Below are 23,365 nucleotides of genomic sequence, written 5' to 3' on the forward strand. Positions count from 1 at the left end.
AGTTTGAGACTGTATGCAATCTGGTTAGCACAAAAATGAAGTGCTGGGAAAATTCAGCCTGTCCAAATCGACAATTTGTTTGTCAATAACATCCTTCAACGTGATCGATTTGAAATAATCAACAATAATGGAATTGAGATTATTCCAAAACTGGTAAGCTTTGCAATCAGGTACCCTGTCGCAGCGTACTGCAGGCGATAAACATTCAATAATGCAAATTCCGTTTTCAAATGCATTGTGAATGTCAAGCATGGTAATCTGTTCCGGAGCACGTGTCAATATATATCCGCTTTTTTTACCTCTTATATTGACAATCAAATTAGAGGTTTTCAATGCCTGAATAATACTATCCAGGTATTTTACAGAGATTTGTTGCCTGAAAGCAATGTCTTTTTGATATACACCATGGCCTGGTAACGCTTGGGCGATTTCTGCCATTGCCCTGATGCCGTAACGTGTTCGAGTGCTTATTTTCATGGATAAATAATTTCTAAAAATGAAAAGCTTATTTTATCTCATCCTGCTTTAATTGTTTGCTATCTTGCTGACAAAGGTAGCATATTTTATGCAATGTTTTATGCAATATTCAACAGAAGAAGCTAATTATTATGCAAAATCAATCTTATTTCAAAATGGATCACAATGTCGTCATTCACTTTAACTAGCCCAAAAAACTTTGCAGGTGGAATCAATTCAAAATCAGATAATTTCATCGCTTTCGTCCCAGTGACGTCAAAATGGCATTCGTCTCCCTTATCGATATTGCAGACAACGCTTACGGACCGTTTTATGCCGGCCAACGTAATATCCACATTCACCACATCCGTAGAATCTTTCTGAAAAGAAGCTATTTTCTGCAAATCTTTTAGTTGTATCCGGATATCGGGATATTGATCGGCATGAATCATTGATAAAAAATCATGTTTCATCAAATGATTGCTAAATACAAATTCATTCACCGGGATGCTCACAGCAAATAAACTTTCCTGTTGCGTTGAAAAATCGCTGGAAATCAAGGGAGAATTATTCCTGGCATATTTAAGCCAAAAGGTATTTACATTGGTATGCCCGTCGATGGAAAGTTGCTGTAGTGAAAAACAAAGCGCCATATGCGAAGTTGCCGCTCTGACCGGTACAACCAGAACAAAAGCCAACAATAAAACCGTAAAACTATATTTTCGTCGACGAACAATCATACGGGCAAAATTATTTCAAAAATTCCATTCTCAATAGGAAAGGGAAAAGAGGTTAACCTTTTTGAAATCTCAGACTGCACAGTCTCTATAATTCAATAAGGTTAACCCCTTTTCGTCTGATTGAAAAACTCAATCTAATCTACACTACGCCATCAGAAAGAAATACCAGACTCTACCATTAGGCCTTTGAAACCGGCGTTGGCAGTATAAGCAGGTACATGATATTTTTGATCTACATATTCAGCCTTCAACAAAATATTTTTAGTCAAATACCATCCGGCAGCAAGTTGAACACGGTTAACCGATTGCGATAACTGGTTAGATACTTCGTTGTAGCGTGCGCCCAAATAATATTGATCTTTGTCACCCATATGATAGATACCTTCAACAGCAAATTGATTGTAGGTGTAATGAGGACCGTTTTGTACATTTGTTCCGCTTGCAACTTCATATGTCGTAAACAATTCAGCTCTTTGATATGCTGCAAAAAGGTTTACCATCAATGAATTATCTGTATATGTCATTCCAGGGCCCCAGTGACCTAAGGATTGGTTGGTAGTAATATCAGTTCCTGTGGAGTTCATTGCCAATACCTGATTAGGAGCGGTTCCGCTGACAACCTGAGCAGGCACCAAAATGGAATAATATCTTGCTCCTGCACGATCAGAGTTATACAACGAACCTCCTTGTGGATTTGGTTCTGCTAAATATGGAGACACTGTGAAACGGAGCCTGAAATCCTTATTGAATTGTTTGTCAAAGCCAACTTTGCCATAGAAGGCCAAGTGTTCGCCCATGTAATAAGGCACAAATGTGTTATTCTTAAAACCAACGAGGGAAGGATCCATCGAACCACCGGTTACACCAACCATGCCGATCCAACCGTTGTTACGGAACATAAATTCAGCAGCAGGAGCTGTCATGAAAGCTTCCATAATGTAGTTTTCAGCGAAAGCATTTCTTGTAACATTCCCGTTATCTGAACGGCGGAGATGAGCATCACCGTAGTTCACTTCCATATCACCAACCTTAATCGTAACATATTTCATGATTTCGCTAAGTAAGTCACTTTTAATAAATGGGAGAGCATCCATTTGCAAATACCCACCTTTCACCCATGTATCATTGTGGTGACGTGAAGCTAAATAGGTAGTCAAAACGACACGCATCCCAGGAGCAACATCAGCTTTGATGACCATGTTAGCAGAAGGAAGATTGACGCCTGAACCAATAGGCATAAATCCAACTTCAGTCGGCACTCCGTTTACTGAAACAATAGGAGACCCTACATTTTGAAGATCCTGATATTGTAAAGCAAAGTCACCACCAATATGCACCTTGAGCTTTGTAAAATCATTGCTGTTTAATTTAGGCTGCTCAAATTGTTGCCCTGGCAATTCAATTTGTTGTCCACTTACAGCCATCGTAATTGCTAACAATGGCAAGAAAAGAAATTTCTTCATCTTCATCTAATTTAAATTAATAATAGCATTATTGTTTTTTGAATATGAGCACAAATGCAACGCGTATTTGATCTCCCGACTTAACCATCCCCAACATGGCAGTAGGAGGTTTAATTCCAAACTCAGTCATTGTAAGAGGAATACTTCCTGCAACTTTAATCATATTATTTACCAGATAGGTAACATTCACAGGAATTGCTACTGCCCGTGTAACGCCTGCGATCATCAAATTTCCTGTAACCGTTCCTTCAAAGCCAGTTTTGTTGGTGCTATTAACCTTTGCAGATTGAATGCTAAAGATTATTTCAGGATAATTTTTCATTTTCAATGACTTATGAGCAATATTATCCATCATTGTGCCTTCACTGCTTTTCAAGCTGTTGACTTCAACTTTGAAGAGCGAACTAACAATTTGGGTGTTATTGACTACTTTTGCCGTTGAAATAATGTTGCTCGCATTCATGTGCCAATTGTGAAGCGTAGACGTTCCAAGCACTTCCATTGAACTCATAGACGGAACAATGTCGTAGGTATCTTCAGCATGAGCAACGCTGAAAGACATTGTAAATAATACAATTGCAAATAAAACTAATTTGTTTTTTGTGTTCATAATTTACTCTTTTATCCTATTGAATTAGTAGGACAAAAGTAGAACTATTCCTGTCTCGGAACAATATGTATTGTATTGACATTGTTAACAGAAAAGAAAAAAGGAAAAGCAACAGCAATAAAGACAATCGATTTTTCGATGGAATTTCATTATCTTTGTAAGATTTCATTGATGAAATAATTCCTTATTTTATTGGTAATCTTGATTGAACCGATGGATCAAAACAGAAGAAAAATAGCTGGGGAAAAAACTATTTTTTATCTGGAGGATTCAATTTTGGACAAGATTATTTATAAGTATCCTGTCTGAAATTTGAATTATTTAATCATCATCATGGAACTTTGCCATGAAATCAACCTGTCTTTTATAGCAAGCAACTACAAATTAACAAAATAAATATACCCGGACTTTAACCCAATCAACATTTTATCCTATGAAAATAGAAATTCCAGGTCAGGAGGCTCTACAGCTTCATCATCTTGTACTCGACTTTAACGGGACAATAGCAATAGACGGAGTACTCATTGATGGGGTATCGCAACTACTACATACTTTAAGCGAAAACTTGCAAATTCATGTGATAACTGCTGACACTTTTGGAACAGTAGGTAGGGAAATAAAGAATATTCCATGCCAGATGCATATCATTGAGCCAATGAATCAATCTCAACAAAAAGCCGACTATGTGACTCGATTAGGGAAAGAAAGTGTAGTGGCAATAGGAAATGGACGCAATGACTCATTAATGTTACAAACAGCAATGTTGGGCATTGCCGTCTTGCAACGGGAAGGAGCTCATGCTTCTATGCTTTCAACAGCAGATGTTATCTGTTTATCCATCATAGACGCATTGGCATTACTAACTAACCCCTTGCGGCTGGTTGCCACTTTACGTAATTAAACATACGGCAGGAGCTATATGAACGGTTGATGATAATTTCGTACCTTTGTATTTCAAACACAATTTCAGGTTAATATGATTTCCGCCAACAATCACATATCGTTTTTAGGTATTATTCCTGCACGTTACGCTTCTACAAGATTTCCGGGTAAACCATTAGCCGACATTGGTGGTAAGCCAATGATTCAGCATGTGTATGAGCAAGCAAAGAAGACACTTGACAGGGTAGTTGTGGCAACCGATGACAATCGGATTTTCGATGCTGTTAAAGCATTTAGAGGAGAAGCCATCATGACCTCTGATCGGCACAAAAGCGGCACAGACCGGTGCTTTGAGGCTTTTACAAACCTGAAACAACCCTTTGATGTCATTATCAATATTCAGGGAGATGAACCTTTTGTAAAACCAGAACACATTGAATCACTGAAAGAATGTTTTCAGAAGCCCAGCACTCAGATCGCAACATTGGTGAAGCCGTTCTCTTCTGATGATAACTTTGAGCTGTTGTTTAACTCCAATTCTCCTAAAGTAGTTTTGAATCATCAACAGGAAGCTCTCTACTTTAGTCGTTCCGTCATTCCTTATATCCGGAACTTTCCCCATACAGAATGGTTGAAAAATCAGATATTTTATAAACATATTGGAATGTATGCTTATAAGGCAGACGTATTGGAAAAAATTACCCAGCTTACCCAATCATCTCTCGAAATAGCTGAATCGCTGGAACAATTACGCTGGCTGGAAAATGGATTTCGCATCCAGGTCGGCATTGTCAACTTTGAAACCATAGCCGTTGACACACCAGAAGATCTGGAAAAGGCTCGCGAATATTACGCATTACACTCTTTATAATTAAATATTTAATATGAACTTATCTACGCTTACCGCTATTTCTCCGGTAGATGGTCGTTATCGTTCCAAAACAGAATCATTAGATGGTTATTTTTCTGAGTTTGCATTAATACGCTATCGTGTCCGTGTCGAAATCGAATATTTCATTGCACTCTGCAACATTCCTTTGGCTCCGTTGGCTAAAATCGATGCTTCTGTTTTCCCTTCACTAAGAAGAATTTATACAGAATTCGCCGAAGGTGATGCAGAACGTATTAAAGAGATTGAACGAACCACCAATCATGACGTAAAAGCAGTTGAATACTTTATAAAGGAAAAGTTTGATAATCTTCGGTTAGATGAATATAAAGAATTCATTCACTTCGGATTGACCTCTCAGGACATAAACAACACAGCCATTCCTCTATCGTTAAAGGAAGCGATGGACGATATTTTTAACCGGCAACTCGAAGAATTGATTCAACAATTACGTGGCTTAGCTGAGCAATGGATGTCAATTCCCATGCTGGCTAAAACACACGGACAACCAGCATCGCCTACCCGCCTTGGAAAAGAATTAATGGTCTTCGTATATCGTGCTGAAGAACAATTGCAATTATTAAGGCAAACTCCTGTGTCGGCAAAATTCGGAGGAGCTACCGGTAATTTTAATGCGCATCATGTGGCTTTCCCCGAATACAACTGGAAACAATTTGCCAATGAATTCGTCGGTGAAACGTTGGGACTTCAGCGCGAACAATGGACTACGCAAATTTCTAATTATGATCATTTGGCAGCCATTTGTGATGCAGTCAAACGCATCAATACCGTTTTGATTGATTTAAGCCGTGATATCTGGATGTATATCTCGATGGATTATTTCAAACAACGTATCAAGGCAGGAGAGGTCGGCTCTTCGGCCATGCCTCACAAGGTAAATCCTATTGATTTTGAAAATGCGGAAGGTAATCTTGGTATCGCAAATACGTTGTTCGAATATTTAGCTTCCAAGTTACCAATCTCGCGGTTGCAAAGGGATCTGACAGATTCTACCGTATTGCGCAACATCGGAATTCCGTTTGCCCATACCATTATTGCCATTGAAAGTTTAAAGAAAGGACTGGGAAAACTGGTGCTTCACGAAACTTCCATCATTGGTGACCTGCAAAAGAACTGGGCGGTTGTTGCCGAAGGAATTCAAACTATTTTACGTCGAGAAGGTTACCCTGCACCATATGAAGCATTAAAAGCCTTGACCCGCACAAATGAGGCTATTACAGAAGCGTCAATACAAGCATTCATTAATCAGCTGGATGTAAATGAGTCTGTAAAAAATGAATTAATGGCTATTACTCCGGAAAATTATACAGGAGAATAAACGCTATCAAATAAAAATCCAGAAACCCTATAAACCCCTATCTTGTGAATAGTTTTTTCAAAATCCTCAAACGATTTGTTCCTCCTTATAAGAAATATGTAGCCGGCAGTCTTTTAAGCAATGTCCTGTCGACACTATTCAGTCTTTTTTCGTTTGGTGCGATTATTCCGATTTTACAAATCCTTTTCGGGATTGAAACAGCTTCTTATAGTTACCAGGCATGGTCATGGACTGAGTCGCTGGGACATATCACCTCAGCATGGAAAAATAATATATTCTGGTTTATAACCAGTACAATTCACGAACAAGGAGCAATTGCCACATTAGCGTTTCTGGGTTTGTTTTTAGTTGTTACAACATTCTTCAAAACCGGACTTTCATTTTTAGCAAACTATTGTATCGTTCCGATACGAACTGGTGTATTACGGGATTTACGCCGTGACATTTACGCTAAAGTATTAAGTTTGCCGCTGGCGTTCTTTACCGAGGAACGAAAAGGTGACATCATTTCAAGAATGACAGGCGATGTGGCGGAAATTGAAAATTCGGTAATCAGTTCCCTCGATATGTTATTCAAAAATCCTATTATTATTTTGATCTATGTCCTGACTTTATTCCTCATAAGCTGGCAATTATCTCTGTTTGTAATGGTGTTGCTACCGGTGAGTGGATATTTTATTGGGTTGGTAGGAAAAAAACTGAAGTCAAGATCACTAACCGGACAACAGCAACTCGGTCAATTGTTGATCCGTATTGAGGAGACCTTAGGTGGACTTCGCATTATCAAAGCATTTAATGCAGAAAAGAAAATGAAGGAAAGCTTTGCTGAGACCAACGAGCAACTTCGCAAAACATTTACGCGTTTAGATAGTCGCTATTTGTTGGCGCATCCAATGAGTGAATTCCTTGGAACAGTAGTTATTGCCGTTTTATTATGGTTTGGCGGTATGCTAATCCTGACACATCACAGCCATGTTACTGCACCGACATTTATCTATTATCTCATTATTTTTTACAGCATTATCAATCCAGCCAAAGATTTATCCAGAGCGGTTTACAGTATCCAAAAAGGAATGGCTTCCCTGGAACGGATCGATAAAATCCTCAAAGCGAAGAACACATTAACGATTGCAGAACATCCACTGCCATTGCCTGCTTTTCATGAAAAGATAGAGTATAGCAACGTATGGTTTAAATATCAAAACGAATGGGTCTTACGTGACATTAGCCTTACTATTGAACATGGGAAAACAATTGCAATTGTTGGTCAGTCAGGATCAGGCAAATCAACCATGGCCGATTTGCTTCCCCGGTTTTATGATGTCGATCAGGGAGAAATACTCATTGATAATATCAATATCAAAGATGTTCAACTGTATGAATTACGGGCTTTGATGGGATATGTAAATCAGGAACCTATTTTATTTAACGATACATTCCTGAACAACATTAAGTTTGGTGTAGACAATGCAACTGAAGAACAAATCATTGAGGCTGCAAAAATTGCCAATGCACACGAATTTATATTAGCGTCCGAACAAGGATATGAAACCCGAATCGGGGACCGGGGAACCAAGCTTTCAGGTGGTCAAAGGCAACGAATCAGCATCGCCAGGGCTGTGTTGAAAAATCCACCTATTTTAGTATTGGATGAAGCGACATCTTCTCTCGATACGGAATCAGAACGCCTTGTGCAAAATGCGATTGATCAATTGATGCAAAACAGAACGTCCATTGTCATTGCTCACCGTCTTTCAACAGTCAAGAGAGCGGATGAAATTTGCGTATTGCATGAAGGACAAATTGTAGAACGAGGGAAACACGAAGAACTACTCGCGCTTAACGGATATTACAAAAGGTTGTATGACATGCAATCATTCTGAAATTGATTCCTCTGAAGGTTTGGTGTCGCTGTCCGATTCAGCCTGTTCTTCCAATTCGGACAGAGCTGAATGTAAATTACTTGTTTCATCGGGAACAATTTCTTCTATTTCAGAAGGTTCTTCTGTTTGCGTAGCAGATTCATCTTCAATGTCAGTAGATTTTTGTCCTTCAAGCTTTTGCGTGGTACAATGGAAAATGCGACCCGGGAACAATTCCACCCAACGGACATTATGAGTAGCCACAATGACAGTTGTCCCCGCACGATGAATTTCATGCAACAGAGCCATAAGTTTCTCTCCAGTTTCCATGTCTACATTCCCGGTCGGTTCATCTGCTAAAATCAATTCTGGCGAATTAAGTAAAGCACGGGCAATAACAACTCTTTGCTGTTCACCCCCCGAAAGCTGGTGTGGGAATTTGTATTTTGCATGCTCCATTCCAACTTGTTGCAACACCTGCAGCACTTGCTCGCTAATTTCCTGCTTATTCTTCCAGCCAGTGGCTTTCAACACAAATACAAGATTATCATATACTGACCGATCGGCAAGCAACTGAAAATCCTGAAAGATTATTCCTATTTTACGTCGGAGCAAAGGGATCTGTCTCCTTTTTATTCTAGACAGATTATAGTCAAAAATATGAGCTTCCCCCTCTTCTACCGGGATCTCTCCATATAAGGTTTTCAATAGCGAGCTTTTTCCGCTACCAACCTTACCCAAAAGATATATAAATTCGCCTTGAGCAATTTTCCATTGAACATTATGGAGAATTACCAAATCCCCATGACAAACATCAACACCTTGATAATTAATTAAATAATTTTCTTCCATGGATCTAATATCTGAAATATCTTTTGCTCTCTTGAAAATAGGCAATTATTCTGTGTAACAAATCTATCTGCACGCGTGATTCTTCAAGACTGCCGCACAAAGGTACACTATTTTTACAAAAATCATCTATGATTGAAACGCTATAACTATAAAGTAGCTCGATATTTGCAGTTAGTTACCAAAGATTTGCTACTTTTGTTTTTGAAAAACAAATTGAAGAAAACAACCTTACAAATTCTATGTTAGGGAGAGATAAAAACTACAGTATATTATTCATATGAATTATCAGAAACCAGGTCTTCAAGGTCTATTACTCATTGTATTATCATTAGGCGTAACCATCGTCACAGTTCTAATCTGGCAACTACTTTCACCCTGGATAGCTGTTACTTTACACTATTCATCATCAGAATGGCTGGACAACATAAACTATCTAAAAGGATTGCAACTACTGACCTCCGTTTCTATGTTTTTAATGCCACCTGTTTTATTGGCGTTTATTCTGAAACAACCGGTTGCTTTAACGCTATATTTTCATCGTATTAAGAAGCCATTATTGTGGATCGTTGTTTTTTGCAGTATGATAGTAGCTCAACCTTTCATCAACTGGTTAGGTGACTGGAATGCCAAACTGATCTTGCCTGCGTGGCTTTCAGGTCTTGAACATTGGATGAAAGCAATGGAGCAAGAGAGCGATCAGATTGTCAACCGTTTCCTGACTGTTCATTCTCTGAAAGGCCTTTTGTTTAATATTATCCTGATTGCTATTGTTCCGGCATTTGCAGAAGAATTTTTCTTCAGGGGAACTGTACAACGTCTTTTTGCACAGAAAATGAATATTCACCTGTCCATATGGATAACGGCAGCAATCTTCAGTGCTGTTCATGTTGAGTTTTATGGATTTATTCCCCGCTTGCTACTTGGAGCTTATCTTGGATATTTACTGGCGTGGTCGGGTTCTATCTGGATTCCTGTTCTTGCCCATTTTGCAAATAATTTCATAGGTGTCTTCGTCGGTTATTGGATGGCAAACCATGTTGGATACGATTATCTGGACCATATTGGCTCCACTCAGTATGGATGGATGTCTGTGGCTGGCATATGTTTATTTATTCCAATGGTGTGGTTCATTTATAAACACCGTAACACAGTGATTCTATAACTACGATTCCATGAAACGATTACTTACGTCTCTGCTCGATCTGATTTATCCAAATCTTTGTCTGGCTTGTCATAACACCCTGGTTGGGAACGAACAATTCATTTGTTTTTCATGCCTGTCGCGATTATCTTTTACAACATATCATCTGGAGCCGAACAATCCTATTGAAAAACGATTTTGGGGCAAATTTCCTATTCATCGGGCAACATCATTATTCTTTTTTCAGAAAGAGACCACCAGCCAACTTTTAATTCACCAGTTAAAATACAAAGGAGAAAAGGAAATGGGAGAAATGATGGGAAAAATATTAGGAGAAAGATTAAAAACATCTCCTGATTTTGACGTAGACGTGGTGGTTCCTGTTCCGTTACATCCCAGAAAATTACATAAAAGAGGCTATAATCAAAGCGAATGGATTGCCAAAGGAGTTGCGAATACTTTAGAAAAACCCATGGACACGAAACATCTACTCCGCATCATTGAAAATCCGACACAAACCAGAAAAGGAGTTTATGAACGTTGGGAGAATGCAGCAGGTATTTTTGACACAATCGACACGGATTTCTTCACAGGGAAACACATTCTGCTTGTAGATGATGTCATCACAACCGGTGCTACCATCGAAGCATGCGCCATGGCTTTGCAAAAATCCGACAGCATTAAAATCAGTGTGGTGGCACTTGCCTGCGCTTGATGAACTACTCTTTAAGCCGGGCAATGATCGTTTCTCCACCTACCGTTTTTTCTCCGTGGGCAACATAGACTTCTGCATCCAAAGGCAAAAAAATGTCCACGCGAGAGCCAAATTTGATAAATCCAAGATGTTCATTGAGATGACAACTTTTTTGTGGAGAGGCGTAAGTCACAATACGACGGGCTAACACACCTGCAATCTGCCGTACTAAGATTTTTGATTTTAACGGCGTTTGAATTACCACTGAACATCGTTCATTTTCACGACTCGATTTTGGGCGATAAGCTGCAAAATGCTTCCCGTTATGGTGTTTCACATATTTCACAACTCCTGCAATAGGATACCAATTGGCATGAATATTAAATATCGACATAAAAATGGATATTTGAATACGTTTATCCTGAAAATATTCATGTTCTACAGTCGGTTCGATGACAACGACTGTTCCATCAGCAGGTGCAATGACAAGACTGGGATCATCTATGTCACCGGCACGGGAAGGATTCCGAAAGAAATAAGTAAAAAAGAAAAAAGTAAATGCCGACAAGACAATATTTACATCCAGAAATACTTTTGAGAAGCTGAAATAGATGATAATATTGATCAGCACCAATATAAATAATATGGAAGAAAGAATCCAACGCCCTTCTTTGTGAATTTTCATTGTACTTACATATTTTATATGGATTATGAATAGCTCACAATCCGTTTTGGTTAGATAATAAACAGAGATACCGTTCTTCCCTTATTTCAACAGGAATACCAAATAAATAAAAATAACCGGTGTAGCTAGTAACAGGCTGTCAAACCGATCAAGCATACCACCATGCCCGGGAAGAATTTTCCCGGAATCTTTAATTTGCAACGTCCGCTTCATTAACGATTCCACCAGATCTCCTATAGTGCCAACTACAGCGACAATAGATGCATAACCAAGCCACTCAGAAATTGACAAGACAGGAACAAAATGATTAAAAATCAATGCGACACCACAAGCAATCAACCATCCACCTATAGCTCCTTCCCATGATTTTTTTGGCGAAACCCTTTCCAACAGGCGATGTTTCCCTAATGTAATTCCTACTATATAAGCTCCTGAATCATAAGACCATATTAAAACGAAAAACGCCAATAATATGTATGGATCAAACCACACTCTCAATGCATTAAGCAATGTAAACGGAACTACGATATATGCCTGCCCTAAAATAAACAAAGACCAGCTATGCAGAGGGTTTGTATTTTTGTAAAACAATTCACTGCCAATAATCATCACGCTTCCAAGTGTATAAACTCCCAAAGCAACAATGAACCAATGAAACGATATATGAAACGCCTGCGGAGCTACATATAAAGCAATGCCAACAATGCAAGCAGCAGTTGGTGTTGCAAGATTAGTTGCACCATGATTGGCCACGGAATAGAATTCCCACAGCGTCATGACCAGAATTACCAAAAACAAACCTGCAAAAAACAGATAGCCTCCAAAAATTGCTCCAACAATGACAGCAACAAATAATATGCCTGTTATGGCTCTTTTTATAAGATTATTCATTTGCAAAATAAACGAGTAAATCTTACCACCGAGTATTGTCGTCCACAATAATAACCCACAGCGTCTTAGGTCCATGAGCACCTAATACCAACGTTTTCTCAATATCAGCAGTTCTGCTTGGCCCTGTAATCAAAGTGATCATCGACGGTAACCGTTTATTGTAAGTAACTATCATATCGACATATGCATCTTCCAGAAACGGTCTAAGTTGTGATTTATACGCTAAAACAATATGTACCGGGGGAAAAACATTCATCTGCCTGCCAGACGGATGGGCTGATGATACTAAGACGCTCCCGGTGCGTGCAATTAAATAATCGCATCGCGTAATGCCAGCTTGCATCTGATTAAAATCATCCGGATTAGACTGAGTCTCGATACTGTTATGTTGCAATAATGATTGCAACTCGGCATCCCGGCAAAACAGAGAAGAAATAGACTGTTCAGCGAGCATTGTACGAATCGCGTTCATCGCTTTTATCTCCGAACTAACAATAGTACACTTGCCGTCAACTGCTTCAAGCTCATGAGCAAAACATTGATCTAAAGGATTCAAAGGCGTTTTGTAGGGTTCCATTCCCCAATCAGGCTCCGGCGGAAGAATAACAGGCTGATGTCGTTTCGCCTGGCGGATACGGGACAATATAGCTTCCCGTGCATTCTTATTGGCATTCATTCGGTTTCGTCATTCATGGTTTTATTTTCAAGGAAACTATCCTCTTCATTTGATTCTGTCCCGTCGTTATGTGTAGCTTGTTCTTTATTCTCTTGTTCATTAACATCAAGTTCGGACATTAATTCATCAGCCCGTGATGCCCACGGTCGTTTGCCAAAAATGTGCTCTAGGTCTTCGGTAAAAATAACCTCACGTTCAATCAATTGCTGAGCCAATTGATGATGTCCTTCCGTGTGTTCCGTCAGGATTTGTTTTGCCCGTTCAAACTGTTCATTAATGATTCGTTTAGCCTCCGCATCAATCAAATTAGCCGTTTCGTCACTATATGGTTTTGAAAATCCATATTCGTAACTACCTGTTGAATCGTAATAACTGAGATTGGGTAATTTATCACTCATGCCATAATAGGCGACCATAGCATAAGCTTGTTTGGTCACTTGTTCCAGATCGTTTAATGCTCCGGTAGAAGGCGTCCCAAAGAATAATTCTTCAGCAGCACGACCTCCCAAGGTAGCGCACATTTGATCCAGCATGTGCTCCTGAGTAGTAAGTTTTCGCTCCTCCGGCAAATACCATGCAGCTCCTAATGCTTCTCCACGGGGCACGATAGTCACTTTAACCAAAGGATTAGCAAATTGAAGCATCCAGCTTACTGTAGCGTGTCCTGCTTCATGAAAGGCAATCGATTTCTTTTCGGAAAGCGTTGTCAGTTTTGTCTTTCTCTCCAAACCTCCAACAATACGGTCTACTGCATCAATAAAATCCTGCTTTTCAACAGTACGTTTCCCTTTGCGCGCAGCAATCAGGGCAGCTTCGTTACATACATTTGCAATGTCAGCTCCGGAAAATCCTGGGGTTTGACGTGCAAGGAAGTCAATATCTAAACTGGAATCAATTTTAACAGGACGCAAATGCACTCTAAAAATATCTATCCGTTCATGTAAATCAGGAAGTTCAACGTGAATTTGACGATCAAAACGTCCGGCACGAAGTAAAGCTTTGTCTAGAATATCAGCCCGGTTTGTAGCACCTAGAATGATCACTCCGCTGTTGGTTCCAAACCCATCCATTTCAGTAAGCAACTGATTAAGGGTGTTCTCACGTTCATCATTAGCCCCCATATTCGGGTTACGGCCTCTGGCTCTACCGATAGCATCAATTTCGTCGATAAAAATAATACACGGTGATTTTTCTTTTGCCTGACGGAATAAGTCTCTGACACGCGAAGCGCCTACTCCTACGAACATTTCAACAAAATCAGAACCCGACATGGAGAAAAATGGCACATCTGCTTCGCCGGCAACTGCTTTGGCCAATAATGTTTTCCCGGTTCCCGGAGGGCCCACCAATAGAGCACCTTTGGGAATCTTACCTCCTAATTCCGTATAACGCGACGGATTACGCAAAAAGGCCACAATCTCTTCTACTTCCTGTTTTGCGCCATCCAAGCCTGCCACATCTCTGAAAGTAACTTTATTATCCGTAGAAGATTTATCAAATAATTGTGCTTTGGATTTTCCAACTGAAAAAATACCGCCTGCGCCACCACTTCCTCCCCCGCTCATACGACGGGAAAGAAAAATGAAAAATGCAATCATCAAAACGATTGGCAAAATGGAATATAAAAAGGTATTGAAATAATCATTTTCTTTCTGGTAATAAACTGCACCCGTAAACTGCTTATTATCTCGTTCTTGCGATAAGAATTTTTCAATGGCTTCCGACGATCCGAAATGTACGGTAATTTGTGGATTCTGAGTGTACTTGGCGGAATCCTGTCCAAATACAATTCCCAAAGAACCTTTTTTGACAATAGCCGTAGCATAGTTTTGGTTCGAAGTAACCGTCACTTTGCTAATATAATTGTTGGCAATGTAAGTTTGAAAATCAGAAAAAGGGACTTCCTTTGAGCTCGATGTTTGTGAAAAAAAGGTCATGGCGATCAATCCAATCCCAATAAGAGCATAAAAAATATACAGCAAATTTTGTCGATTTGGCTGCCGCCTGGGAGAATTGGGAGAACGTCCAATATTATTATTTGGTTCCATAAAAATTATATCAAAATAAAATATCTAATTGAATTATAATGCGTTATGCCAAATCAGCAATTTGAGTAATTTCCGCATCGGCCCATAAATGCTCAATATCATAAAAACGACGTGGTTCGCGTTGGAAAATATGAACAATAGCCTGAAGATAATCCATTGCTACCCATTGTGCATTGTCAGTCCCATCAATGGCTACCGGTTTTGCCTCTGCTTTTTTATGCACATATTCTTTCACGGAACGAGTAATCGCGGAGATATGCGTATTAGAATCACCTTCACAAATGACGAAGAAACTACATGCTGCGTTTTCAAACTTTGTCAAGTCAACCACAACAATATTCTTCCCTTTTTTTTCTTGAATTCCCTCAACAATTGATTTAACTAAGTGCTTGTTATCCATCCAATGAACATTAAATAAACCTCATTTCTTATGACTTAACCTCTTTGGGCATAGCAACCTACAGTTTTCCGCACAAAATAGTCTTGGAATGTGAGAATTAGCTTATAGAGAGGATAAAATCAAGATGCAAAGATAATGCTAAATAATAACATTACATAATCAAAAAAACGACTAAATATGATAGAATTGCAAGGAGTTACAGGAGTGTTATATACAAACAATGCCGGATAATCATTTCACATCCGGCACTTAACATAAAGAAAATCCATTATATAAACCAACAAGCCCACAGTATACCCGGATTTCTACTCAACTCCGGCTAATGTACTTTTAATAATATCAATACATTCATGCAATTGTGTTTCTGTTATTACCAAAGGAGGTGCAAAACGAATGATGTTGGTATGGGTTGGTTTTGCCAACAAACCGTTCTCAGCGAGTGTCAGACAAATCTCCCAAGCCAGATTTTGATGACTTCTATTGTTAATAATCAATGCATTTAGAAGCCCTTTCCCCCGAACAAACGAAGCTACTTCTGATGTTTCACAAAGTTTGTGCATTTCGCTACGGAAGATTTCACCTAACTGAAAGGCATTATCAGCAAGTTCTTCATCCCGGATCACTTCCAATGCAGCAATAGAAACTGCTGTCGCTAAAGGATTCCCGCCAAAAGTAGAACCATGTTGTCCTGGCTTGAAAACTTCCATAATGGCTCGACTGGCTAAAATAGCCGACACTGGATAAGTACCTCCGGATAAGGCTTTTCCAAGGATTAATATATCTGGATGGATGGCCTCATAATCGCAGGCAAGTAATTTACCCGTCCGGGCAATGCCAGTTTGCACTTCATCGGCAATAAACAGGACGTCATGTTTCCGGCAAAGATCATAGCATTTTTTCAAGTAACCATCATCAGGAACAAATGCACCTGCTTCACCCTGAATGGGTTCCACCAGGAAGCCTGCAATATTGGAATTTTCATCCAACACTTTTTCAAGAGTAGAAGCATCGTTGTAGGGAATGATAATAAATCCAGGAGTAAATGGACCGTAATGATTATACGCATCCGGATCAACAGAAAAGGAAACAATCGTTGTGGTACGCCCATGAAAATTATTTTCACACACTACAATTTGAGCGGTATTATCTGGTAGCCCCTTCTTTTCATAAGCCCACTTCCGGCATAACTTGATGGCGGTTTCCACTGCTTCTGCTCCGGTATTCATGGGGAGCACATTCTCATAGCCAAAATATTTTGTTACAAATTCCTCATAACGACCCAGCTGGCTATTGTAGAAAGCCCTCGAGGTTAACGTCAGCTTTTGCGCCTGTTCCATTAATGTCTGAATAATCTTTGGATGACAATGGCCTTGGTTTACAGCAGAATAAGCGGAAAGAAAATCATAATACCGCTTACCGTCCACATCCCATACAAATACACCTTCTCCCCGGTCGAGAACTACCGGAAGCGGATGATAATTATGTGCACCATATTGATTTTCAAGTGCCATCAGATCTTTGGATGTTTGTTTCGTGTTGTTCATAATCTGTTTTCTAACTCAACTCAAACAAGTTGAATGTTTATTGTATTGTTTAAATGAGAAATCGCATTTACTGCTCTAAAAAATTTCTGCCATCATGCACCTGACGCTTCCCCCTCCGATTTTTTCAATCGTTGGAATATCTATGACAAGTAATTCATTAAAGCTTTTCAATCGTTCTATTTGATCCGGCTCTAACGATTGGAAAGCTGTTGAAGACAAAACCATAAACTTTTTATTTTGCAGGTTCCTCACTTGTAACATGTTCCCTGCAAAATAATGCATTTGTTCTTCCGAAATAGAGATAATCTCTTTCCCTGTTTCTTTCAATGAACGAACAACCCGCCTCCTTTCTTCTGCATCGTCAATGCAATCGAGGCAAATAACCGCATATGCATCAGCCACGCTCATCACAACATTTGTATGATACACAGGCAGACGCTTTTTCCCAACCACCTGAAAAGCAGAAAAACAGACCGGTTTAAAGTTGAATTCGGAACAAAAGTGTAAAAATAGGCTTTTTTCGGTGCGTTCCGATAAAGCAGCATAAGCAATGCAATTCACCCGGTCAAAAACCATACTGCCTGTTCCTTCCAAAAAATGGCCCTGATTTTCCCAATGGCTCAGATCATCGATTCTATTTACTTTAATACCATAATCCTGAATATATTGTATAATATCGTTCCGGCGCTCCTGTCTTCTGTTTTGTGCAAACATGGGATAGAGAAACACTTTCCCTCCTTCATGAAAAGAGATCCAGTTATTTGGAAAGATTGAATCCGGCGTATACGGCTGCAAAGTATCTTGTACGACAAATACCGTGAGCCCAACGGAACGTAATTGTATGACCATATTTTCAAACTCAGCTAAAGCACAATATTGAATTTCAGCTTCCGTCTGATGGTCTTTCTGCTGAAAATAGTTATTCACTGATGTCTGGGTATTGAATCCAAAAGCAACAGGGGAAACCATCAAAAAAGTATCTGTATTTTGAGCAGGCATAGTATAAATCTTTAATCATCGCTTCTTATCAGTGGCAACGTAGAGCAGCGCAACAACCCACCCATTTTGGATATCTCAAAATAAGGCACCCGTTCAACGATAAATCCCCAACGTGTTTCAAGATGATCATTCAAGCGGGTGAAGTGCGTCTCGGAAACAATGACATTCGGAGAAATTGACAAAATATTGGTAGTCATGAAATACATTTCTTCGCGTGTAATCTCGAACACATTTTCACGGCCAAACATATCCATCAGCATATGATAATCCCTGACATGAGCAAATCCATCTTTATATATTAAAGCCTTGTCTTTGCCTACCGGCATAAAAGCGCAATCCAAATGTAAAACTCCCTTTCGCGGATCTGTGTCATGCTTTTTCAATTCAAGGGGAATAAATGTCTTATGTGGAAAAAGCTCTTTCAGAAAATGAAAGGCATATGTGTTCGTCCGGGCGGTTTTCAATTGTGGATAATCAGGTTTTGTGTAAAGCCCTACAAAAACGATATCATTAAATAACACCACATCACCGCCTTCTACATGAGCCTTTTCGGGTAAGTTGAAAATCTTGTTATAAGCGATTTGATCATAAATCACCTCATAAGCCTCTTTCTCGTCTTCACGGTCGGGAATAATATTGGAATTAATGATTTTATCATCAATGACAAAAGCAACATCACGCGCAAAAACCTGATTACAATTTTCAAGTGTCCACGGTCTGAATACCTGAACATTGTATTTCAGTAAAACCTTTTCAAACAGACTCATTTCCTTATAAATGGCTTCTTCTGCAGGATAGACTCCTTTTAAAACCGATTCATAGGATTTTGCATCAAAGGTTTTTTCAAGTGCAGGTACTCCTCCAATGGATCCAGGCTGTCCCAAAACAACCGTACGAAGTGTGGATGTTTCGTTTTTGACGTTCAGATTCATATCATTAGATTTTTGACAAAGATACAATGCCACTGGTCATTTTCGAAAGGGAATCAGCAAAAAATGATTGTTTTGTGCATAAATATTACTATTTAGTATTGATGAATGATTTGTTTTGTTAAGGAAAGACAGACTACATGCTTCTTCGCTGTTCATCCCTGCAATCATAGGAAAGGCATGTAATAAAGGAAATGAGAAATTACCGGACAACCGGAGATCGAAAAAATCATACTATAAAAATCTCATTATCTTTAATTTAATCATAAATCACAAAAAACACAACAAGAAGAAAGAGAAATTTGAACTATTATAACTACATTTGTTCGTGTATTTCGTTATTCATGCGTAAATAAAGCATCGTTAAGAAGTTGATTATTTTACGAATACCACCAAATAGCACGCTGTTTATCATCCATACTAAAATTTTACACAGATGAAAAGTTTCTTCAAAATGGTTTTAGCAACATTTGTTGCTATCATTGCGGCTACACTTATTATTTTCTTGATAGGTATCGGTATTGTCACGGCCATTACGACAGCATCCGAAAGTCAAACGGATATCAAACCCAATAGTGTTTTCCAGCTTTCATTAAGCGGACAAATCGTAGAACGGGCACAGGATAATCCATTTAATACAATCATCGGAACCTATACCAATCAGGATCTTTCCATGGGATTAAATGATATTCTGACGGCTATTCACAAAGCAAAAACCGACAAAAACATCAAGGGTATTTATATCAAGGCAGGGGCTTTGTTGGCTGCTCCGGCAACTTTACGCGAAATACGGCAGGCATTGATTGACTTCAAGCAATCGGGAAAATTCATCTATGCATATGGAAACGTCTATACACAAGGTTCTTATTATGTGGCCAGCGTGGCGGACAAAATCTATCTCAATCCTGCTGGAATGCTCAATTGGCAGGGACTATCCGCCCAAACTACATTCTACAAGGGAGCACTCGACAAGTTGGGCGTTAATGTTCAGGTGGTACGCGTAGGCGCCTTCAAATCAGCTGTAGAACCTTTCATCGACACCAAAATGAGTGACGCCAACCGCCTGCAAGTCACCTCTTTTCTTGGTTCTATCTGGCAAACCTTGCTACAGGATGTTTCTTCATCGCGCCATATCCCTGTCGATCAACTTAACGCTTTTGCCGATCAGGATCTGGCATTCCAACCGGCATCACAGGCTGTTTCTGATCATTTAGTGGATTCATTGTTGTATGATGACGGCATCAAATCAATCTTACGGAAAAAGTTAGATATCGGAGAATCTGATGATATTCCGATTGTAAAACTGAGCGCTATGAAAAATGCTCCTGATGACCAAACATATGCCAAGGATAAGATTGCCATTGTTTATGCTGCCGGAGAAATTGATGGCGGAAGTACCGATGGTATCAATTCGGAAGAGCTGGTAAAAACATTGGCAAAAGTAAGAAATGATGACAATGTGAAAGCGGTCATTTTACGGGTAAACTCTCCCGGTGGAAGCGCACTGGGTTCGGAATTGATCTGGCGGGAAGTTTCCCTGATTAAAGCCAAGAAACCCATTTTTGTTTCGATGGGTGATTATGCCGCTTCCGGTGGATATTACATTTCGTGTGATGCCGACACCATCATGGCTCAACCCAATACAATAACCGGTTCTATTGGAGTATTTGGGCTAATCCCCGACGTTCAGGGACTTACCAAAAAGATCGGCATCAGCTTTGATGACGTCAAAACCAACAAGATGAGCGATATGCCAAGCATCACCCGTCCATTTACTCCTGAAGAACGCGATCTGATGCAGGCTTATGTAAACAACACATACGAAACATTTGTCGACCATGTGGCACAGGGGCGCCATACAACTCCCGATGCAATCAAGAAAATAGCACAGGGACGCGTCTGGACAGGAGCACAGGCTAAACAAAACGGATTGGTAGATCTTTTAGGAAATTTGAATGATGCTGTCAATTTAATAGCCAAACGTGCTCATCTGACAAAATACAATATCGCCGTTTATCCTAAACAAAAGAATTTCTTTGACAAACTGATGGAAGGTTTGAATTCCGATGTTGAAACACGTGTACAAAAAGCGCAACTCGGAGAATTCTATCCCTACTTCAAACAATTACACGAGATTGTTCGTATGCAAGGCGTGCAAGCATTAATGCCTATGTATATTGAAATAAAATAAGACGTTATAAAGCCGTATATTCGGCAGGCAACAAAAACCTTCGGATGAACAGCAACTTCCGGAGGTTTTTCATCCCGATGTAATTCTTCTTTCTGGTTTTATCGAAAAGCGGTACTAATTCATCCGTAAACTATGGAAACTCTGCTTTTACTATCCAAACCGATCCGCTTTCTTCTTGCTTTGTTGTTCGAGCTGGGAGTGAAAGTTCGGAATATACTTTTCGATTACAATTTACTTCCTAGCGAAACATTCAATGTCCCGGTCATTGCCATTGGGAACATTACGGTAGGCGGCACAGGAAAAACGCCCCACACAGAATATGTATTGAAAATGCTTAGCCAGCAAATGCATGTTGCTGTATTAAGCCGGGGATATAAACGGAAATCGAAAGGATTTCAACTGGGTGACGAACATGCAACAGCCACCCTGTTAGGTGATGAACCTTTTCAGATGTTTCGTAAATTTCCACAGGTCACTGTGGCAGTTGATGCCAACAGGCGGCGCGGAATACGAAATTTACTCCGTATCCACACGGAAGATCCAATCGGAGCTATTGTGCTTGATGATGCATTTCAGCATCGTTTTGTAAAACCAACGGTTAATATTCTTCTTGTAGATAGTCACCGGTTGATCACGGAGGATGCCCTGATGCCCTACGGAAGGCTCCGCGAACCGGCTTCCAACAAAAAAAGGGCGAATATCGTCATCGTAACTAAATGTGATCGATCCCTGCAACCCATCGATTACCGCTTAATTCAAAAAAAGCTTTCACTATTCCCGTATCAAACGCTTTACTATACAACATATGGTTACGAAGCACTGTATCCGGTTTTCCCCCAGTATGTCACAATTGCAGCCATTACTCCTGACGAGTTGGCATCGAAGAATCTCCTGATAGTATCAGGTATCGCCAACCCTGACTTCATGATCGAATTTCTTTCATCTCATGCCAAAACGCTTGAAACGATCTCCTTTCTTGATCATTATGCTTTTAAAAAGAAGGATTATGACACTATTCAGAAAGCATTCGAAGAGCTCAATCATGACAAATACGTGGTAGTGACTGAAAAAGATGCCGCCCGATTGTACAGTGATCCATTACTGCCGGAGGAATTGAAACCCTATATCTACGCATTACCGATTGCAGTAGAATTTATCAATAATCAAGATCAAGTATTTAACCATCAAATTATAAGTTATGTTAGCAAAAATTGAAGAAACAGCCCTCTTTCTACAAGAGCGCACATCGCGTCGCCCCAAAGTAGGCATCATCCTTGGGACGGGCCTGGGAAATTTAGCCACACAAATTACCGATAAAGAAGAAATCCCGTACAACGAAATTCCTCATTTCCCTATCTCAACTGTGGAAGGGCATAGCGGAAAACTTATTTTCGGTAGATTAGGCAATAAAGAAGTATTGGCCATGCAGGGCCGCTTCCATTTCTACGAAGGGTATGACATGCAAAAAGTAACATTTCCGGTACGCGTCATGCATGCATTTGGAATCAAATCACTTTTTGTCTCGAATGCAGCCGGAGGGATGAATAGCGCCTTTGAAATCGGCGATTTAATGGTGATCAACGATCATATCAATCTTTTTCCTGAACATCCGTTGAGAGGTAAAAACTACGAAGAACTTGGGCCTCGTTTCCCGGACATGAGTGTTCCTTATGATAAGGAATTGATTCATATGGCATTTGGTATAGCTGAAAAACATCATATCAAACTGCAAAAGGGAGTGTATGTAGGAACCCAGGGCCCTACCTTTGAAACTCCGGCTGAATATCACTACTTCCGCGCTATTGGTGGCGATGCAGTAGGAATGTCCACGGTTCCGGAAATCATTGTGGCACGTCACATGAACATGCGTTGCTTTGCTATTTCCATTATTACCGATTTAGGCGTTCCGGGCAAAATTGTCGAAGTGACACATGAAGAAGTGCAGCATATCGCCAATCAGGTACAGCCGCTCATGACGTTGATTATTAAAGAAATTATCAATCAGCTCTAATCTGCAGGCAGGAGAAGTTAAAGAAGATGAGAAGTCTGGGAAGTGAATGAACAACCCCTTTAA

General features: G+C 39.7%; 22 protein-coding genes. 9 read left to right on the forward strand and 13 right to left on the reverse strand.

All coding sequences use genetic code 11. From position 1 onward, the window contains the following. Nucleotides 1–24 precede the first annotated feature (24 nt). From FHX64_RS07990 to FHX64_RS08005, 4 genes are all read right to left on the reverse strand, one after another. Nucleotides 25–477 (reverse strand): RrF2 family transcriptional regulator, encoded by a 453-nt coding sequence (locus tag FHX64_RS07990; RefSeq protein WP_183413250.1) that lies wholly within the window; start codon nt 475–477, stop codon nt 25–27. A 122-nt stretch (nt 478–599) separates the two neighbouring features. Then, entirely contained in the window at nt 600–1,196 is a 597-nt protein-coding gene (locus tag FHX64_RS07995) for a YceI family protein (RefSeq protein WP_183413252.1), read from the reverse strand. Between the two features lie 152 nt (nt 1,197–1,348). Beyond that, on the reverse strand, nt 1,349–2,659 hold the full coding sequence (locus tag FHX64_RS08000) for a hypothetical protein (protein WP_183413253.1): 1,311 nt from the start codon (nt 2,657–2,659) through the stop codon (nt 1,349–1,351). Between the two features lie 28 nt (nt 2,660–2,687). Continuing rightward, entirely contained in the window at nt 2,688–3,269 is a 582-nt protein-coding gene (locus FHX64_RS08005) for a YceI family protein (protein ID WP_183413255.1), read from the reverse strand. Nucleotides 3,270–3,702: 433 nt separating this feature from the next. Here FHX64_RS08005 and FHX64_RS08010 point away from each other — a divergent pair, with 433 nt between their 5' ends. The 4 genes from FHX64_RS08010 (at nt 3,703) to FHX64_RS08025 (ending at nt 8,262) form a co-directional block, all read left to right on the forward strand. After that, nucleotides 3,703–4,170, forward strand: a complete 468-nt coding sequence (locus tag FHX64_RS08010) for an HAD family hydrolase (RefSeq protein ID WP_183413257.1) — start codon at nt 3,703–3,705, stop codon at nt 4,168–4,170. Between the two features lie 96 nt (nt 4,171–4,266). Beyond that, nucleotides 4,267–5,022, forward strand: a complete 756-nt coding sequence (gene kdsB / locus FHX64_RS08015; RefSeq protein WP_183413570.1) for a 3-deoxy-manno-octulosonate cytidylyltransferase — start codon at nt 4,267–4,269, stop codon at nt 5,020–5,022. Nucleotides 5,023–5,035: 13 nt separating this feature from the next. After that, nucleotides 5,036–6,379: an adenylosuccinate lyase gene (gene purB, locus FHX64_RS08020; protein ID WP_183413259.1), complete on the forward strand. Its 1,344-nt coding sequence runs from the start codon at nt 5,036–5,038 to the stop codon at nt 6,377–6,379. Between the two features lie 44 nt (nt 6,380–6,423). Continuing rightward, nucleotides 6,424–8,262, forward strand: a complete 1,839-nt coding sequence (locus FHX64_RS08025; protein ID WP_183413261.1) for an ABC transporter transmembrane domain-containing protein — start codon at nt 6,424–6,426, stop codon at nt 8,260–8,262. On the opposite strand, the gene FHX64_RS08030 is transcribed toward FHX64_RS08025, so the two are convergent. Beyond that, nucleotides 8,254–9,093 (reverse strand): ATP-binding cassette domain-containing protein, encoded by an 840-nt coding sequence (locus FHX64_RS08030; protein ID WP_183413262.1) that lies wholly within the window; start codon nt 9,091–9,093, stop codon nt 8,254–8,256. The two genes, FHX64_RS08025 and FHX64_RS08030, sit on opposite strands and share 9 nt — an antisense overlap. A 277-nt stretch (nt 9,094–9,370) precedes the next feature. On the opposite strand from FHX64_RS08030, the gene FHX64_RS08035 reads away from it, so the two are divergent. Further along, nucleotides 9,371–10,255, forward strand: a complete 885-nt coding sequence (locus FHX64_RS08035; RefSeq protein WP_183413263.1) for a CPBP family intramembrane glutamic endopeptidase — start codon at nt 9,371–9,373, stop codon at nt 10,253–10,255. Between the two features lie 10 nt (nt 10,256–10,265). Continuing rightward, the gene (locus tag FHX64_RS08040) at nt 10,266–10,949 is read left to right on the forward strand and encodes a ComF family protein (protein WP_183413264.1); all 684 of its coding nucleotides are present in this window, start codon (nt 10,266–10,268) and stop codon (nt 10,947–10,949) included. A gap of 4 nt (nt 10,950–10,953) precedes the next feature. Here FHX64_RS08040 and FHX64_RS08045 read toward each other — a convergent pair whose 3' ends face one another. The 8 genes from FHX64_RS08045 to FHX64_RS08080 all read right to left on the reverse strand — a co-directional run bounded on the left by FHX64_RS08045 (nt 10,954) and on the right by FHX64_RS08080 (nt 19,103). Next, nucleotides 10,954–11,640 carry a phosphatidylserine decarboxylase family protein gene (locus FHX64_RS08045; RefSeq protein WP_343053508.1) on the reverse strand — a complete coding sequence of 229 codons (687 nt, stop codon included), beginning with the start codon at nt 11,638–11,640 and terminating at the stop codon, nt 10,954–10,956. A gap of 54 nt (nt 11,641–11,694) precedes the next feature. Continuing rightward, nucleotides 11,695–12,504: a phosphatidate cytidylyltransferase gene (locus FHX64_RS08050; RefSeq protein WP_183413266.1), complete on the reverse strand. Its 810-nt coding sequence runs from the start codon at nt 12,502–12,504 to the stop codon at nt 11,695–11,697. 22 nt (nt 12,505–12,526) lie between these two features. Beyond that, the gene (locus FHX64_RS08055) at nt 12,527–13,180 is read right to left on the reverse strand and encodes a LutC/YkgG family protein (RefSeq protein WP_183413267.1); all 654 of its coding nucleotides are present in this window, start codon (nt 13,178–13,180) and stop codon (nt 12,527–12,529) included. Beyond that, nucleotides 13,177–15,228: an ATP-dependent zinc metalloprotease FtsH gene (gene ftsH, locus FHX64_RS08060; protein WP_183413268.1), complete on the reverse strand. Its 2,052-nt coding sequence runs from the start codon at nt 15,226–15,228 to the stop codon at nt 13,177–13,179. Before ftsH ends, FHX64_RS08055 begins: the two co-directional genes overlap by 4 nt. Before the next feature lie 43 nt (nt 15,229–15,271). Continuing rightward, entirely contained in the window at nt 15,272–15,628 is a 357-nt protein-coding gene (gene rsfS, locus FHX64_RS08065; protein ID WP_183413269.1) for a ribosome silencing factor, read from the reverse strand. A 305-nt stretch (nt 15,629–15,933) separates the two neighbouring features. Then, a complete protein-coding gene (rocD, locus tag FHX64_RS08070) occupies nt 15,934–17,172 on the reverse strand; it encodes an ornithine--oxo-acid transaminase (protein ID WP_183413270.1) in 1,239 nt (412 codons plus the stop codon). 75 nt (nt 17,173–17,247) lie between these two features. Next, a complete protein-coding gene (gene ctlX, locus FHX64_RS08075; RefSeq protein ID WP_246392349.1) occupies nt 17,248–18,171 on the reverse strand; it encodes a citrulline utilization hydrolase CtlX in 924 nt (307 codons plus the stop codon). 11 nt (nt 18,172–18,182) lie between these two features. Then, nucleotides 18,183–19,103: a dimethylarginine dimethylaminohydrolase family protein gene (locus tag FHX64_RS08080; RefSeq protein ID WP_183413271.1), complete on the reverse strand. Its 921-nt coding sequence runs from the start codon at nt 19,101–19,103 to the stop codon at nt 18,183–18,185. A gap of 433 nt (nt 19,104–19,536) precedes the next feature. Here FHX64_RS08080 and sppA point away from each other — a divergent pair, with 433 nt between their 5' ends. From sppA to FHX64_RS08095, 3 genes are all read left to right on the forward strand, one after another. Next, nucleotides 19,537–21,291 (forward strand): signal peptide peptidase SppA, encoded by a 1,755-nt coding sequence (gene sppA, locus FHX64_RS08085; RefSeq protein WP_183413272.1) that lies wholly within the window; start codon nt 19,537–19,539, stop codon nt 21,289–21,291. Between the two features lie 132 nt (nt 21,292–21,423). Continuing rightward, a complete protein-coding gene (gene lpxK, locus FHX64_RS08090; protein WP_183413273.1) occupies nt 21,424–22,506 on the forward strand; it encodes a tetraacyldisaccharide 4'-kinase in 1,083 nt (360 codons plus the stop codon). Further along, complete coding sequence (locus tag FHX64_RS08095; RefSeq protein ID WP_183413274.1) at nt 22,490–23,302, forward strand: purine-nucleoside phosphorylase; 813 nt, start codon at nt 22,490–22,492, stop codon at nt 23,300–23,302. The genes lpxK and FHX64_RS08095 overlap by 17 nt, the downstream gene beginning before the upstream one ends. Nucleotides 23,303–23,365: the final 63 nt, after the last annotated feature.

Origin of the sequence: Microbacter margulisiae, assembly GCF_014192515.1 — a bacterium.
Classification (GTDB): domain Bacteria; phylum Bacteroidota; class Bacteroidia; order Bacteroidales; family Paludibacteraceae; genus Microbacter; species Microbacter margulisiae.

What these genes read in the sequence shown, in the direction of transcription:
- FHX64_RS07990 (WP_183413250.1), bottom strand. Translation starts at nt 477, where the DNA reads ATGAAAATAAGCACTCGAACACGTTACGGCATCAGGGCAATGGCAGAA.
- FHX64_RS07995 (WP_183413252.1), bottom strand. Translation starts at nt 1,196, where the DNA reads ATGATTGTTCGTCGACGAAAATATAGTTTTACGGTTTTATTGTTGGCT.
- FHX64_RS08000 (WP_183413253.1), bottom strand. Translation starts at nt 2,659, where the DNA reads ATGAAGAAATTTCTTTTCTTGCCATTGTTAGCAATTACGATGGCTGTA.
- FHX64_RS08005 (WP_183413255.1), bottom strand. Translation starts at nt 3,269, where the DNA reads ATGAACACAAAAAACAAATTAGTTTTATTTGCAATTGTATTATTTACA.
- FHX64_RS08010 (WP_183413257.1), top strand. Translation starts at nt 3,703, where the DNA reads ATGAAAATAGAAATTCCAGGTCAGGAGGCTCTACAGCTTCATCATCTT.
- purB (WP_183413259.1), top strand. Translation starts at nt 5,036, where the DNA reads ATGAACTTATCTACGCTTACCGCTATTTCTCCGGTAGATGGTCGTTAT.
- FHX64_RS08030 (WP_183413262.1), bottom strand. Translation starts at nt 9,093, where the DNA reads ATGGAAGAAAATTATTTAATTAATTATCAAGGTGTTGATGTTTGTCAT.
- FHX64_RS08035 (WP_183413263.1), top strand. Translation starts at nt 9,371, where the DNA reads ATGAATTATCAGAAACCAGGTCTTCAAGGTCTATTACTCATTGTATTA.
- FHX64_RS08040 (WP_183413264.1), top strand. Translation starts at nt 10,266, where the DNA reads ATGAAACGATTACTTACGTCTCTGCTCGATCTGATTTATCCAAATCTT.
- FHX64_RS08050 (WP_183413266.1), bottom strand. Translation starts at nt 12,504, where the DNA reads ATGAATAATCTTATAAAAAGAGCCATAACAGGCATATTATTTGTTGCT.
- FHX64_RS08055 (WP_183413267.1), bottom strand. Translation starts at nt 13,180, where the DNA reads ATGAATGCCAATAAGAATGCACGGGAAGCTATATTGTCCCGTATCCGC.
- ftsH (WP_183413268.1), bottom strand. Translation starts at nt 15,228, where the DNA reads ATGGAACCAAATAATAATATTGGACGTTCTCCCAATTCTCCCAGGCGG.
- rsfS (WP_183413269.1), bottom strand. Translation starts at nt 15,628, where the DNA reads ATGGATAACAAGCACTTAGTTAAATCAATTGTTGAGGGAATTCAAGAA.
- rocD (WP_183413270.1), bottom strand. Translation starts at nt 17,172, where the DNA reads ATGAACAACACGAAACAAACATCCAAAGATCTGATGGCACTTGAAAAT.
- ctlX (WP_246392349.1), bottom strand. Translation starts at nt 18,171, where the DNA reads ATGCCTGCTCAAAATACAGATACTTTTTTGATGGTTTCCCCTGTTGCT.
- FHX64_RS08080 (WP_183413271.1), bottom strand. Translation starts at nt 19,103, where the DNA reads ATGAATCTGAACGTCAAAAACGAAACATCCACACTTCGTACGGTTGTT.
- sppA (WP_183413272.1), top strand. Translation starts at nt 19,537, where the DNA reads ATGAAAAGTTTCTTCAAAATGGTTTTAGCAACATTTGTTGCTATCATT.
- lpxK (WP_183413273.1), top strand. Translation starts at nt 21,424, where the DNA reads ATGGAAACTCTGCTTTTACTATCCAAACCGATCCGCTTTCTTCTTGCT.
- FHX64_RS08095 (WP_183413274.1), top strand. Translation starts at nt 22,490, where the DNA reads ATGTTAGCAAAAATTGAAGAAACAGCCCTCTTTCTACAAGAGCGCACA.